11 protein-coding genes are annotated in these 13,987 nt (G+C 51.1%); 7 read left to right on the top strand and 4 right to left on the bottom strand.

All coding sequences use genetic code 11. The annotated features are described in order from the left end of the window. Nucleotides 1-550 precede the first annotated feature (550 nt). The 4 genes from ACESNI_RS19070 to ACESNI_RS19055 all read left to right on the top strand — a co-directional run bounded on the left by ACESNI_RS19070 (nucleotide 551) and on the right by ACESNI_RS19055 (nucleotide 2,995). On the top strand, nucleotides 551-922 hold the full coding sequence (locus tag ACESNI_RS19070; protein WP_373090013.1) for a TIR domain-containing protein: 372 nt from the start codon (nucleotides 551-553) through the stop codon (nucleotides 920-922). A 16-nt stretch (nucleotides 923-938) separates the two neighbouring features. After that, nucleotides 939-1,367 carry a TIR domain-containing protein gene (locus ACESNI_RS19065; protein WP_373090011.1) on the top strand — a complete coding sequence of 143 codons (429 nt, stop codon included), beginning with the start codon at nucleotides 939-941 and terminating at the stop codon, nucleotides 1,365-1,367. A 65-nt stretch (nucleotides 1,368-1,432) separates the two neighbouring features. After that, on the top strand, nucleotides 1,433-2,419 hold the full coding sequence (locus tag ACESNI_RS19060; RefSeq protein WP_373090009.1) for a caspase domain-containing protein: 987 nt from the start codon (nucleotides 1,433-1,435) through the stop codon (nucleotides 2,417-2,419). A 51-nt stretch (nucleotides 2,420-2,470) separates the two neighbouring features. Continuing rightward, complete coding sequence (locus ACESNI_RS19055) at nucleotides 2,471-2,995, top strand: hypothetical protein (protein WP_373090007.1); 525 nt, start codon at nucleotides 2,471-2,473, stop codon at nucleotides 2,993-2,995. Nucleotides 2,996-3,196: 201 nt separating this feature from the next. On the opposite strand, the gene ACESNI_RS19050 is transcribed toward ACESNI_RS19055, so the two are convergent. From ACESNI_RS19050 to ACESNI_RS19035, 4 genes are all read right to left on the bottom strand, one after another. After that, nucleotides 3,197-5,212: an ATP-binding protein gene (locus ACESNI_RS19050; RefSeq protein ID WP_373090005.1), complete on the bottom strand. Its 2,016-nt coding sequence runs from the start codon at nucleotides 5,210-5,212 to the stop codon at nucleotides 3,197-3,199. A 37-nt stretch (nucleotides 5,213-5,249) separates the two neighbouring features. Then, nucleotides 5,250-7,931 carry a DEAD/DEAH box helicase family protein gene (locus ACESNI_RS19045; protein WP_373090003.1) on the bottom strand — a complete coding sequence of 894 codons (2,682 nt, stop codon included), beginning with the start codon at nucleotides 7,929-7,931 and terminating at the stop codon, nucleotides 5,250-5,252. Next, nucleotides 7,931-10,141: a site-specific DNA-methyltransferase gene (locus ACESNI_RS19040; RefSeq protein WP_373090001.1), complete on the bottom strand. Its 2,211-nt coding sequence runs from the start codon at nucleotides 10,139-10,141 to the stop codon at nucleotides 7,931-7,933. The genes ACESNI_RS19045 and ACESNI_RS19040 overlap by 1 nt, the downstream gene beginning before the upstream one ends. Nucleotides 10,142-10,815: 674 nt before the next feature. Next, complete coding sequence (locus ACESNI_RS19035; protein WP_373089999.1) at nucleotides 10,816-11,670, bottom strand: hypothetical protein; 855 nt, start codon at nucleotides 11,668-11,670, stop codon at nucleotides 10,816-10,818. Nucleotides 11,671-11,835: 165 nt separating this feature from the next. Between ACESNI_RS19035 and ACESNI_RS19030 the strand changes: the two genes are divergently transcribed. From ACESNI_RS19030 to ACESNI_RS19020, 3 genes are all read left to right on the top strand, one after another. Then, nucleotides 11,836-11,964, top strand: coding sequence for a hypothetical protein (locus tag ACESNI_RS19030; RefSeq protein WP_373089996.1), 129 nt, complete (start codon nucleotides 11,836-11,838; stop codon nucleotides 11,962-11,964). An 81-nt stretch (nucleotides 11,965-12,045) separates the two neighbouring features. Next, a complete protein-coding gene (locus tag ACESNI_RS19025) occupies nucleotides 12,046-13,722 on the top strand; it encodes a type IV secretory system conjugative DNA transfer family protein (protein ID WP_373089994.1) in 1,677 nt (558 codons plus the stop codon). Next, nucleotides 13,719-13,987, top strand: a 269-nt coding sequence (locus tag ACESNI_RS19020) for a hypothetical protein (RefSeq protein WP_373089992.1), incomplete at its 3' end; no start/stop codon positions are given. The genes ACESNI_RS19025 and ACESNI_RS19020, both read left to right, overlap by 4 nt.

Raw genomic sequence — 13,987 nt, 5'->3', positions numbered from 1 at the left:
TTGCTGGTTGCGCATGTAACCAGGACTAGGCCCGCGCCAATGAGCGGGGGGAACGCAGTCAAGACCCGCGCGGCGGGAGGGGGATCACCCGCCCTGCACAAATGAAATGCGGAAGGACGGGGATACGCGCCGCGCGCGCCCCAAAGGGCGTTCAGGTCTTGATGGCTGGGGGTAAGACCCCCCTCTTGTTTTGAAAAAAAACGTCAGCCGTTCAGGGCTGGCAATATGTGCGCAAGGGATGGAAGCCGTATGGCCGAGACTGCTAAAGGCGGGCTCGGTTCACGATAGCCCGATCCAACGGGTGCGCCCTCCGAAACTAGTTGCATCGATAGCTCGCATAACTTTCGGTTATCATTGCAAAATATCGATAGCTAGGTATCATATTATCTAGAGTAGAAAGAACTAATAGTGAAAGCAAGGCCAGTTACAGTTCGACTACTTCTAGAAAAACGGCAACGGTTTTGTGTTCCAATCCATCCACGGCATTACGTTTGGACGTGGGACAACATTAACAAATTTGTGAACGAGCTTAAATAAAAGGAAGAATAATATGGCTGATAAGAAGACCATCTTTATTGCTTTTGCGATTGAAGACGAAAAACAGAGGGACTTACTTAAAGGGCAATCTCTTCATACAGATAGCCCATTTGAATACATAGATATGTCAGTTAAAAAAGCATACGACAAAGAGTGGAAAGAGAAAGTATGTACACGTATTAAACGCTCAGATGGTATTATTGCTCTGATTAGTAAAAACTCTCTCAATTCAAGTGGTCAAAAATGGGAAATTAGTTGTGCCAAGGAAGAAAGGAAGAAAGTAAAGGGTTTTTGGGCCTATAAAGACGATAGAACAAATTTCGAAGGCGTAAACACCTCGGTATGGACATGGGATAACATAGCTGATTTCATTGATAGTCTTTAATTAGAGGGGGTCTATTATGACTTATAATATAGGTGTGTTTATTAGTCATTCTTGGACTTATTCAGAACACTATAAAAAAATTGCGGAATGGGTGTTCCAAGAGAGTTGGAGCATAAATAGTATTCCGATTCTTTTTAAAGACTGCTCTGTACCAAAAGACGATCCCATCCATAATGCATCTAATGGCGAAGAGCTAAAAAAAGCTATATACGCTAAAATTTCTGAGAGTGATGTAATCGTAATTCCTTCTGGGATGTATGCAAATTATAGCAACTGGATTAAAAAAGAAATTGACGGAGCACAGCTCTATAGAAAACCAATTCTTGCTGTAAACCCTTATGGTCAAGAACGTAAATCTGGAATTGTCCTAGATAGTGCTGCCGAGGGCGTTGGATGGAATAAAAAGTCAGTGGTGGGCGGTATATGGCGTTTGTTTTCCGGCTAATTCATAAAACAATGACAAACTTTTTTATTCGACTAATAAGGCTGTTTCGGAAGGAAGGAAAGCAAATGGGGAAAAAAGCACTTTTGGTAGGAATTAACGATTATCCAAACGCGGAACTTCCCTGTTGCGTCAATGATACATTACAACTTGCAGCACATTTAAAAACTCATGTAGATGGATCACCCAACTTCGCGGTTCAAACTATGGTATCGCCTAGTCAGTGTATTGGCCGGGCAGACTTGAGAAGGAATATTGATGAACTGTTCAAAGGTGATCCGGAAATAGCTCTTTTCTATTTTTCAGGTCATGGATACATAAATAGCTTAGGGGGTTATGTAGTAACCTCCGATTTTACACAATACGACGAAGGCGTCTCAATGGATGAAATCCTTAAGCTCGCCAATCAGTCTCAAGCTAAGAATAAAATTATAATACTTGATTGTTGTCATGCAGGAGCTTTTGGCACTCCCGATTTAACTGGGAGCAATATGGCCCAGTTATCAGAGGGATTATCCATTTTGACGGCTTGTAGAAGTAGTGAAGCTGCAATAGCAGGACAGGATTTAAGCGTATTTACATCCCTAATAATTGAAGCTTTGCAAGGAGGGGCTGCTGATTTAGGCGGTCACGTCACCCCCGGAGGGATTTACGCTTTTGTTGATAAGGCATTGGGTGAATGGGGGCAGCGGCCTATATTCAAAACAAACGTTTCGAGTTTTGCTTCTATTAGAAGGACTGAGCCGCCAGTCTCGCTTGAAACCTTAAGGAAAATTGTTGACTACTTCCCAGAGCCACAGGACGAGCATAAGCTCAGTCCCGCATATGAGTTTACAAATGACCCTGAAAATCCTCCACCTGAGATTAAAGAGCCATATGCCGACCCAGAGAAAGTAGAAATAATGAAAGACCTTCAAAAACTAGCCAGCGTAGGATTAGTAAGACCTGTGGGGGAAGATCATATGTATTTTGCCGCAATGAATTCAAAAACCTGTCAACTTACTGCTTTGGGTAATCACTATTGGCAATTAGTAAAAGGTGGAGAGCACATATAGATTTATGGTTCTCTAAGCTTTTTACCATACGGTGAAGCAAAGAAAATCTTAATGGCACTAAGTTATACGCTCGCGCGGCAAAAGACCCGCTACGACGACCTGAAACGGTACCTCCCCGTCAAAAAAGGATACTTCTTCAATATTTCGCTGACAAATCGTGTGGTCGAAGAAAAGGCGGCTTTTGCACTTCACACCGATGGGGCAACCCATAAGCTGGCACGGCTGAACAAATACATTGCACCGTTTCAGGAACAGCTCATTGACGTTCATGACGTGGCGAACGGAAAAGAGCCGGACCACAGGACCGCCAACTCGATACGATCCGTTCTGGAAGCGGTCGGGTGTTTTTGTAGGCCCGACAAGTCGGACAGTCTGACAAACTTCGTGCAACACTTGGCGGGGGACGAAGGCATCAGTATCAAGAGCGTGATGATTAACTCGCTCTGCCACGGTACTTACTATGAAGAGACGCCGCCGCCTGACGATCTCGCACTTGCGTGCAAGGAAACCATCGTCGTGGTCGAGCGTTTCGCGGTCGGCCAACTAGAGCTAATAAAGGCCGCCGCGCAAAAGTAAAATCAAAGGCATGGCCTCTTTCAAGACCCTTAGCCAGCTCTGGGCATAGGTGGCAAGTTCTTCGCGGGTGTCGGGGGTATCGTGAGTGGACTGAACGGGCGCAGGATGTGCATCAGTTCTCCGTCTTTTGAGGGCGATGCTGGCTCAGATTATAGCGAACGCGTTTGGTCACTCGAACGAGGTCAAAGGGGAAGGATTCTTCTACGGGTGTTTATCGTATCGGAGTCCTGCGGCGTTGAGAAATGCATGATTCCTAAGTCGGGCATCGGCCAGCAAATCCTTCCACTCAACAACTTCGACAATACCCCTAAATTTACCGCCTAGCTCCTGAATCCGTCCGCGTCCGTTAGCGGTGGTCCGCCAGCCATTGGTGTGTATTTCCAGCTTCCCTACGATATCCGCCACTACATAGCAGTAGAACACGCAATCTTCTGCGATCCTTACCCTTGAATTATTGAAGTCTTCGATTTGTCCGGCTTTCAGCTTAGTAATGTACTCACTGATTTGATTCATGGGTGAATATCTTTCTTCGTAATCCCTCCGCCCAGGATGCTTAAACTCCACAAGCATAACCTTCGTGAGTGGGTCTTCGCCTTCCGAGGCTAACCCATAAAGCCTGTCATAGATCAACAGATCGGGACGTTTCGTACTGCTTTCACCTTCCAAGATTCGCGTGAAAGGCACATCAGATGCAAAGTATTTTTGGAACGTGAGCCGCTCGTCGATAATCCACAGATCATGGTCGGATTGTTCCACCTTGCTGGGATCGTCACCACGCAGCCTCATCGGGCAGATGAATTGATGCAGGGTTTCCTCCAATTGGAAATCCTGAGTGCCGTTGCCACGCTCCCGAATGCGTCTAAGCAGAACGTCCATCACGTCGAGAACGGTTTTCCTTCGGAGAACATACTCTGTTAGCTGCCGCTGTTCTTCGGCGCGAATTTCATTGGCAGCCTCTCTGACAGTTTCCGCAAAATCTGCTTGTATCGTTTGATTACAATCGAGGTGTGCGACGATTTTCTGAATCGTATCGTTCCGCTCCTTGTCCCTACGGATACGAAACGGGATCAATGCCCGAGCAAATTCTTCGGCTTTGACGGCGTTCTTTGGAGTGCGATCCAAGAGATGTTCGGCATCCTCAAACCCGAAAGACGGGTAATCGTTTACAAAGTCCCGCAGTGTCCCCAAGCGCGTGGTATCAAACTCCCGAACTTCCTCTCCAATGGCGTCGGAACGCACGAACTCCGCACACTCGCGCACGATATCTTCAACAATAGACTCGTCAAAGTTAAATTGGGTGCGCTCTTGGTTGACCCGCTCGTCGAGAAATTCGCCCGAGACGCAGCCGTGATAAACTCTATCGCCATCGGGGCCAAAGCGGCCAATACCAAGCAGGCCATCAATCTTTCGCGTGGTGACGGTCCGACCGTTTGCAACCAAATGAATCTGATGGGAGCCATCGAAATTTGCACTGGCATTCTTGTGACAGATAAAGCTCGCCAGCGACAACTCACCAAATTCGCTCGTTGTCAGGGTCGCAGCACCACGGTCTTCAATTTTCAGATTTTGGATTTCTTCAGGGAACGTTGCGCTGTTATCTTCGATATCGACAATGATCTTGGGTGACTTGCCCAGAATGAAGTCAGCAAAAAAGTGCGATCCGAAATGTTTGACTATTGTTGCCCCTTGGCTGGGGAACTTCGTTCGATATGCGGTGCCGCGTAGGCCGGAGAATGTGACAGAAGTGCCGGTGTTGATGCTTCCACCACTGATCTCCGTCACGTTCTCGTCAATAATCTGATCCTGGGTTTCTAGCCTAAACGAAAAAGAACGGCGGAACATCTTTGCTCCGTCTTTATAGACGCTTACAACTTTTATTTTTTCAAAAGCATCGAGCCAGAGCAGACGGCCAACACCTTTTCCACCGCGCTCGATTTTGTAGTCGGTATCGGTTGTGCAGAACGCCTTGAACCTAGGCGGTTCGAGGCCGATGCCGTTGTCATCGACGATGATCTCAATTTCATCAGGTGAGCGCAAGTTACGAATCGTGACCGCAATTGAACCTTGGGACTGGTACAGCGCATCTCCAAAGGCATCTTCGATGGCGTGGAGCGAATTGCTCACGGCCTCGAACACCGGTTGCAGCGCCTCTGCCGCCAAGGACGGCTTCGGGAGGCGTTTAACGCGGTTGACGATGTCACCCTGCATTGATGTCATGAGTGCCCTTCCCAATAAATACGTAAAATGCGATACATCAAATTTTGTACTCCAGAAATCCGTCAATCAATTGCTTAAATGTTGTCGGGCTGTACTTCTCGAAACTCTCTTGGTCCACGTAAACGAAGTCATAGACTACGTCGGACTGAACCCGATTGATGTCCTCACACCATTGCCGCAAGCGTTCCATTTTCAGCGGCACGTCCAAGTCTTCGAGGCCCTTGGTCTCCACGATCACAATGCGCTTATCGGTCAGCTTCACCAAAAAATCGGGGTAGTAGTTGGAAATGTTGCCGTCGGCATTGATGTAGTCGAGTTTAAAATTTACGGCAAAGTAGTTCTTCGCGTAGGACACGACATCGCTGCAAGAATCGAGAAAACCAGCAAAAACCAGTTCCAGGTGGCTGTCGCCAATTATCCGGTTGAAGATGCTTTTCTTGGAGACAAGGTAGCCCTGATCTTTCACCACGAAGGGGCGGGTTTGACGTAGTTTGATTGTGTCACGGATCTCAGCGTCACCCTTGTCCATGACGGTCAGTGCATTGATAGCCTTCTTAAAGTTTTCAATCAGCGTCTTGGTCGCGGATAGTTCGGACAGGTTTCGCAAGGTGTTAGGGCTGTCGAGTTCTACAGGGCTGTCGAACAATTCTGATTGCACGAAGGCTTTGATTTTGCCGTACAGCACATCGTAGCCGCTAATCAGCCGCAAATCCTTCATCACGGTCTGGGTAAAATATCCCAGAACGCTGCGGTAATCAGCAATTCCCGCCGTATCGAGAACAGTGGTGTGCGTCACCTCGCCAGTCGTGATGTCCTTGAACACGATCTCGCGCTGTTCTTCCTCGCTGAACGTTCGGTAGGCGACGCGCTGATGGCCGAAAGCCGTCACATCGAGGTCGCCCAACGATTTGTACTCCCGATAGATGCGCGGCGTCATCACCGGAATCTCGATGTCTAGCTTGTCGATGTCCTTCTTGTCGTTTTCCTTCTCGACTTCGATCACAAGCGGGGTCTTCGGCTTCGTCCCCTCGCCCATGGCTTTGTGCTCAAGCTCAACGCCCTCGGCCTGGATGGACTCCACAAACTCCATGAAGGCGTCTGTGCCGACGACGCTGACATATTCCTCGATGCCGCCCGGATACATTTTGCGTAGGCCGCGCCCCAAGGTCTGTTCGGGGAGAATGTTGCTCTTGGCTGCATAGGCGCGCAGCCCGACGATGGTGGTGACGTTGCGCACGTCCCAGCCTTCCTTGAGCATCAGGACCGACACGATAGCCTTGTAAGGACTGGAGGGATCGTCAATCTCGTTTGCTAGCTTGCGCAGCTTCTCCAGTTCGTCCTTGGCCTTGCCTGAGGCCGCTTCGGAAATCTCACCGTTGGCCTTGGTGTGAATGACCAGAACCGCGCCCTTGAGGTCGGGATAGTGGCCCTCAAGATACTCTGCAACATCGTCACAGTTGCGGGTGTCATCCGTCATGATGAACAGGATGGCCTTCTTGTTGAGCTTTTCATGCTCGGCATACGCCTTGCGCCATTCGATCACGCCAAGGTCGATATAATCGGCGTATTTCTCGGTGTACTTGGCGCTCTGGCGCTCGGATAGTTTGGCCCTGCTGGCGGCGTCCGGCAGCACTGGATGCTTGACGACGTTCTGCGAAATGGCCTCGACCAGCGGATAGTCGGCCACGGTCTGCACGAAAATCGCGCCGTTATTGTGCTTCGGCGTTGCGGTCACATCTACCTGCAAAGACAGCGCGGACCCCTTCTGCAAGAGCCGGTTGTGAATGTCCTCTATCGACTTGAACCATGCGAGGCGTGAGTCATGGATATGATGGGCTTCGTCGTTCAGCACCATCAACTCGTCGATGTCGCGGACGATCATGCCGAGGTCCACCTTGGAATCCGTTGTGGCTCCGGTCGGACGGGTGCCAAGGAAATATTCCATCGTGTCGTCATCGTCGGGCGACGACGGAATGTCCTCGCCCGCGTAAACCCGGTGAATGTTGGTAAGAAAAATATTTCCGGTCGGGTGCGTGATCCGCACCTCATCCTGCAAATGTAGGGTTAGCTGAAAATCGTCGCGCCAGTTTTGGCCGTCAAAGCCGTTCTCGGGAATAACCGGATCATCGAAAAATAGCCGTAGCCCCTGAAAATCTTTGTAGATTCGATCCAGCACAATGATGTTGGGCGCGATAACCAAGAAATTGCGGGCCAGTTTGGAATCCGGCTCATAGAGCTTGTGATAGAAACTCCATGCGAGGGCCAGACTAAGCACTTTAGTCTTACCCGCGCCAGTCGCCATTTTTACAACGAAGCGCCGCCATGTCTCATCGAACATGCTGGCTGACACTGCCCCGCTGCTGTCAAAGCGCATCAGGTCGAATTTATCGCTCACGCCCACCACGTCATAGAGAAAGATTATGGTCTCTAAGGATTCTCTCTGGGCGAAATAGTACTGAAATTCTGCCATGTTGCCGTCCGATTGCGGCATCAGGTGGGGCGTCTTGAACCACCAGTTAAGCAAGCTGCGACTAGTGTCGGATGCACCGACATAGCCGCCGTCGCGGAACTCCTTCACCTTCTGACGCAGCGCCGCAACAAGCGGCGGCATAAGTTTTTCCATGCTCGTTTCGCGCAATGCTTCGTCGGCGGGAAACCAGCGGATTGACGGGTCTAGGATGGCGTGGGGATCGTTCGGGAAATCAGGATGCAGCGCCATTATTTCTTCTCCCCCACGGTCACTTCGGCAATGGTCATTGTGTCATTGCCGAAGATGTCCACGACCTTGACGGCGATCTTGCGCCGTCCCGGCGGGCACTCGTGAAAGACACTGGTAAGCTCCAGTGTGCGGTCCTTCTTTGTGCGGAAAGACTGCCATTCATTCTCAAAAATATAGTCCCCGGTCCATGCTTCCTCCCATTCTTCCGTGTCGGGATTCTGGGTGCGGACGATCTCGCGCTTGCTCTCGAAATCGAAATCTACCGACCAGTAGTCGATCCAGTCGGTCCAGTTCTCCGTGAGGGTTTCACGGGTAACGATGCCGTCCTTGTCCTTGCTGACTTTGACGATCTGGCCCTTCTCAACGACGATCCTGCTGCCCTTGTCTTTCAGGGTGGCTTCGGCGTTGGCGATGGAATCCTGAGAATAGAACACGGAAAAGTCGGTCAGTTCGACCGCAACACTGTTGCCCTTGAGGTGTGGCTTCACCTCGATAAACGACACGTCATGGAATACGACCTGATTTTTCTCGACAGCGCGCTTGTCAAAAACGTCGGCGGGAATGTATTTTGGGGCGATGTCGATACCCTTGGTTCGCGCTTCGTCGAGCACGTTTGGAAACAGGCCCATTTCAAACTCGAAACCAAGGATATCGACCTTGGTGATATGCTTCTTGCGGCATTCAAGGATGATTTCTTCAACAAAGAGCCGCGACACTGGCATGTTGACCGGGCCGACCGCGACAAGCCGTCCGGCTCGCTTGCCGTGGAAGCTGGCGAAACCGTCCGTGCGTTCGGCCCGATAAGCCCGCAAGATCAGATTCAGAAACGCTTTTTCTTTTTCCTCAAGCTGCTGACGGCGCTGTTCTTCCCGCAAGTTCGGGTTCACGCCGACATAGTGCTGACGCTCGTACCTACCGAGGTTGAGGATTTCAAAGGCGCGATAGTCCTTACCGTCTGCCTTCAACCCGCGCTGTACACCAATCATGCGTTTGCGCGTCGTATGTACGGCAAATTTCCCGAGATCACCGACGATCCATTTTCGGCCTAATTTCTCTGCAACCGCAGCCGTTGTGCCTGAGCCAGCAAAAAAATCTGCTACCAAATCGCCTTCGTTCGATGACGCGCGGATAATGCGATCAAGCAACGCTTCTGGCTTTTGGGTCGGATAATCGACCCGCTCATCCGCCATTGGATTCGCAGAGTTAACATCGGTCCAGATGTCCTCGATCTGCTTACCCTTGGACTCATGAAGGTATTGTTTGTATGAGGGATATGATCCTGGTTTTCCCGGATCGATCCAGCGATCATTCTCTTTCAGTTTCGTTTCTGTGTCTGCAGAATACGTTTTGAGTAACGTCTTTCTGTAAAGTCCTACCTGATCCTTATACTTAAATCTCTCTTTATATTCATCGGAATAGTCAATGTATTGCTGATTGAATACATAGCTTCCTGAGTTTTTTGCGTAAAGGTAGATTGTATCCTGATTTATTGGAAATTTATTTGACCTCGCCTTACTACTTCCGGCGAATGGAGTTCTTTTCCAGCTAATGTTGTTAAGAAAATTTGATTTGCCAAATATTTCATCCAGCGTAAGACGAATGTAGCCGTTTACTCTCCAGTCACAATGCACATAAATGCTGCCATTTTCGGCAAGCAGATCGCGCATCAACATAAAGCGCTCATAGATCATCGCTATGAATGAGTCGGCTCCTTTTCCCCACGTATCCCGATAGGCAATTTCTTCGAGAATGTTCGGCTTCTTGGTGAAGGTATCGCCACCAACTTCGATATCCATCGAAAAATCGGCCCCTACATCAAAAGGCGGGTCGATGTAAATTAGCTTCAAACCGCCCTGGCGCTCGATTTCTTCGCGCAACGGCCCGTTTTTCAAAGATGATAGAATGAGTTTGTTGTCGCCCCAGATGAGCTTGTTGGTCCAGCCTTTAAGCTGTCGTCCCCTGCTATCAGTCGCAAACAGGTCTTGCTGTGCGGCTGTGTCTTCTGGTTTTTCGGCGCGCGGCTCATCAACCTGCTCGATGGTCTGGAAAGGCAGAACGACATTGCTGACCTCGCTGGTCTTGCCGTTCCAAACAAGCTCGACCTCGCGCTTGTCCTCGAAAAGCAGAAAGCGATATTTTTCCGGCAAGGGCTTATCCGCTTCGATGAAACGAATGATGTCTTGTTGTTCTTGCTCCGTTAGCCGCGCCATGCTTTTTCTGCCCCAGAATTGTTTCAGTTTTTCGTGACCTTAGCAGGCTCATCTTGACCGTGCATCCACTATCCCGAAAAATAGAAAGATATCCACAGGTGCGCGAGGCATCAGTGCTTAGTTCGGTGCATGTAGACAGGCCCGTTCTCCAAGCCCTGCGAGCAGGTTCAGGGGCGACGAAACGCATCCTGATCGGGTTCAGCGCCGATGCGCTGACGGCATCCAATCCGCGCAGGGTTGGTCTGGGTTCCAAGGGGTGTGACACACTTCATGGTCGATGGGATGGTTCCAAGGCAAGGGTAGCGCGAGAGCTCCCTTCTTTGGTCTCGATGAAGTCGTCTCCATGAAATGGTCTGGGGTCTTGGGGACAGGAACGCCCGCCAAGTTGATGGGTGCAGGGAGAGCGAAGTCTCCCGCGAGTGGTTGATCGGCGATACGATCTATTGGCTCTGAAATGGGTTCAATACCCTGAAAGAGCCACGGCCTGGGGGATGCAACGGGGGCGCGCAGCGAGCCCCCTTGCCAAGATGTGTTGTAGTACAACACACATCTTGCGTGTCACTTTATAGGCTTAAACGTCGCATTTCTTCCGTTCTGTCGTGTGCATCACTCTGAGCGTTTGATGGTTTGGGTCGAACTTTTGAGCCCGTTCGTAGTGTAGACGAACAAGATTTTCATGACGAGCCGCCATAATCCAGTTCATCCAGAATATCTACAGTTAGTCGTTCGTGTGGTGGCCTGAAAATTCCCATCTCAATTTCACCCCAGGGATCGGAGGTGCGGCTAGCAACAAACCGGTAGCTAAGATGAGGGCCGTTACCGTTTATACCCATCATACTTCCCATGAGACGCTGCACTTTTACGCCCTTTCTGGGTAATGGATAATAGTCCCAGGTCGTATAAAGTTTGCAGCCGTGACCGTCGCGACCAATGCCAAAAAACACGAAATTTCCGCTCATCGACAGGACCGCTCCATCATCTGTCTGATCGACAACAATGTTCGGGGAGTCTGGGTCTTGATAATGCTGGCGTTCTTGAAAACGCGTAAAACCGCCGAAGGTTTCGATCTTAATCCGCGAGATCATTACGCGCTCGCGACTGAGCTTTGGGATCGTCCAGGCAGGACGGAAAACCCGATAAATGCCGTCCAAGTTCGAAAGGTCTTCCGCGAAGGATTCTCTAATCCTTTCGCCATATTGCGCGGCGAATGCCGCTAATCCTGCGGGCAGACCCTCGGCGGGCCGATAGAGTGAGGTACGCGGGCTGGCTGTCCGTTCAAAAAATTCATAGATTGCTTGCTTTTTATGAAGACGCGCCTTGGCAACGCCATTTGCATGCCAACGGGCGAGCGTACCGTCGTCGATGACGCTTTTGCTTTTATCACCCCAGTTTTTGATGGCTTCTAGTGCCTGCTGATCGCTATTGATCGCAGCGGCAAGCCGCTGTGCAGGCCAGCCCTGATGGTTCAGCGCTTCATCGAGCGCTTGCCAGAGTTGCTCATCCTGTGCGCTCGATCCTTCCCACGGCATGACTTCAACTCCTCGATCCATGCAAAGAAGCGCTCTTCGCATTAGTTCGTATATATACGCTCATATGCGAAATTCATACACGCATATAAATTTTTAGCCGTTCTTTTTGTGCAAGCTGGCGCGCCATACCTAATAATTATTCTGAAACGACGAAAGGAGAACGCAATGAGCACAAGTACACAAAATGCTTACGAAGTCGGCAAGGCCGGAGGCACAGTCAACACCAACGGCATGACCTACCAAGACAAGCAGAGGGTCGATGCCGCAGTGAATGCCGGAAAGAAAGACAAATAAGCCGCTCTGAAACAGGGCGCGGGCGGCGTGATCCGCCCCGCCTATCCTTATTCCCAACAAAGAAATTAGAGAGGTGATGCCATGCGTATGCAGCCGCAATCGAACCCGCTTGGCAAGTTGCTGGGCGGTGGGTTGATTATTGCAATTTCGGTCGCTATGGGGCGGGCGCTTGATGCGCTTAATGATCCAGTGTCCGCTGTCTCCTTTGGCTTTATGGGGTTGGCTGGCGTTGGCGTGATGGCGTCTGGCGCGGGTGATTTTTTGCGCGGGGTGGGGTTGCATCTCAAGCGGCGGCGCGCTGAAAAACCGACGGGTATCTTTGGGGCGGCAAAATTTGCGAGCCTTCAGGATTGTGCGGATACGGGGCTAACCGATCCGCAAGGGCTGTTCCTTGGCGCGTTGAATGGCGTGCCGCTGTTCTTCAATGGCAAGGCGCATCTGCTTACTGTCGCGCCCGCGCGGCAGGGCAAAGGGACAAGCGTCGTGATCCCGAATTTGCTGCACTATTCCGGCTCGGTGTTTGTGACGGACCCAAAGGGCGAGCTTGCCGCTGTGACCGCTCGTCACCGGCGCGAGACATTCGGGCAGAAGATCATCTTCCTCAATCCGTGGGGGCTGCATGATCTACCACAAAGCCGGTATAATCCTCTTCAATCCATGATCGACATCGCCTCCGACCTAACGCGCCACGGCGAATTGGGAGATGAAGCGCGCGCTATCGCGTTTCAATTGGAGCCGGAACCCGAGGGCGGCGATAAGAACCGTTTCTTCCGCGATGGCTCGCGCAATTTGCTCGAAGGCTTGCTCCTGCATCTGGCAACACGCGACAGGCCGGAACGCTGTACGCTGCCCGACTTATGGCGGATTGTCAAAAACACAGAGCTGCTAGAAATGATGTTCCACGATATGGCGGCATCGGATGCGCTTGACGGCGTAGTTGCGGCATACGGTCAAGAATTCCTGAGCCAGTTCGATGAGGGCGCGCGGCAGTTCACAGACTTCCGCACCGGCGTTTCAAATGCGCTCCAGGTTTTCCGCCCTGGCGGGCCGCTGGCTGCGGCGGTGTCCAGCTCTAACGTGAACTTTGATGATCTCAAATCTGAAGGCACAACGGTCTATGTCATGATCCCTGCTGAGCGGATCAGCGACTATGGCGTCTGGCTGGCGCTGGTCACGCGCCATGCCATCAATGCCGTTGCCACAAATCGCGGCAAACAGCGCGTGCTGTTCCTGCTTGATGAGTTTGCCAATATGGGGCGGATCGCCGGATTGGCCGAAGCCTTGACGCTGTTGCCTGGATATGGCGTGCGCGTCTGGGCCATCGTGCAGGACCTCTCGCACCTCGCGCAAGTGTATGGGCGCGAGACAACGAACATCATTCTCAGTCAGTCCGAGGTGAAGCAATTCTTTGCGGTGCAGGACATGGAACTGGCCGTGCGCCTCTCAAGACTGCTGGGCGAGCGGTCGATCATGACACGTAATTACAGCCTTGGACAAACTCAGGATGATGATGTCGGGGTGAGTGTTTCTGAGCGCGGTGTGCCGTTACTGCTACCGCAGGAGATCATGGGCTTGCCCGAAGACCGGCAACTCCTGTTCGTGAAGGCTGCGCCGCCGGTTGTTTGCAACAAGGTTTCCTACTGGGATGTATCACCGTGGCGGGAGGTGGCCGATGCGAACCCCATGGAAGGCGATCATCCACGGGACGGCAAGGCGGTTGTTCGTCTGCGCTATTCCCGCACAGGAGAGCAAAAGTGAGTGAATTCAGGATTGAAGTCTTGAGCCGGAAAGCGCCGCGTGCGCGCAAGCGCAAAGGGAAAGACGAGCGCCTTGTCTCAGATGAGAAGAACTACAGCTTCGTGTTGGGTACGGCAATCCTTTTCTGGTGGCTCGTAAAACCCCGTCGCCCGACATGGGTTGTTGGTACATTGGCTTTTGTCATAATCGCTTATGGCACGCCGCATCTGCTCGTGACCTACAATTGCAACGGTGTCGGCACACCTTTGCAACGCTGCACGGCCTG

The sequence above is a fragment of the Sneathiella sp. genome, from assembly GCF_041689005.1.
Taxonomy (GTDB): Bacteria; Pseudomonadota; Alphaproteobacteria; order Sneathiellales; family Sneathiellaceae; genus Sneathiella.
This window is presented reverse-complemented; position numbering and strand designations above follow the sequence as displayed.

Excerpts from the sequence above, each read along its gene's own strand:
- ACESNI_RS19060 (WP_373090009.1), top strand. The coding sequence starts at position 1,433 with ATGGGGAAAAAAGCACTTTTGGTAGGAATTAACGATTATCCAAACGCG.
- ACESNI_RS19055 (WP_373090007.1), top strand. The coding sequence starts at position 2,471 with ATGGCACTAAGTTATACGCTCGCGCGGCAAAAGACCCGCTACGACGAC.
- ACESNI_RS19035 (WP_373089999.1), bottom strand. The coding sequence starts at position 11,670 with ATGCCGTGGGAAGGATCGAGCGCACAGGATGAGCAACTCTGGCAAGCG.
- ACESNI_RS19065 (WP_373090011.1), top strand. The coding sequence starts at position 939 with ATGACTTATAATATAGGTGTGTTTATTAGTCATTCTTGGACTTATTCA.
- ACESNI_RS19040 (WP_373090001.1), bottom strand. The coding sequence starts at position 10,141 with ATGGCGCGGCTAACGGAGCAAGAACAACAAGACATCATTCGTTTCATC.
- ACESNI_RS19030 (WP_373089996.1), top strand. The coding sequence starts at position 11,836 with ATGAGCACAAGTACACAAAATGCTTACGAAGTCGGCAAGGCCGGAGGC.
- ACESNI_RS19050 (WP_373090005.1), bottom strand. The coding sequence starts at position 5,212 with ATGACATCAATGCAGGGTGACATCGTCAACCGCGTTAAACGCCTCCCG.
- ACESNI_RS19070 (WP_373090013.1), top strand. The coding sequence starts at position 551 with ATGGCTGATAAGAAGACCATCTTTATTGCTTTTGCGATTGAAGACGAA.
- ACESNI_RS19045 (WP_373090003.1), bottom strand. The coding sequence starts at position 7,931 with ATGGCGCTGCATCCTGATTTCCCGAACGATCCCCACGCCATCCTAGAC.
- ACESNI_RS19025 (WP_373089994.1), top strand. The coding sequence starts at position 12,046 with ATGCGTATGCAGCCGCAATCGAACCCGCTTGGCAAGTTGCTGGGCGGT.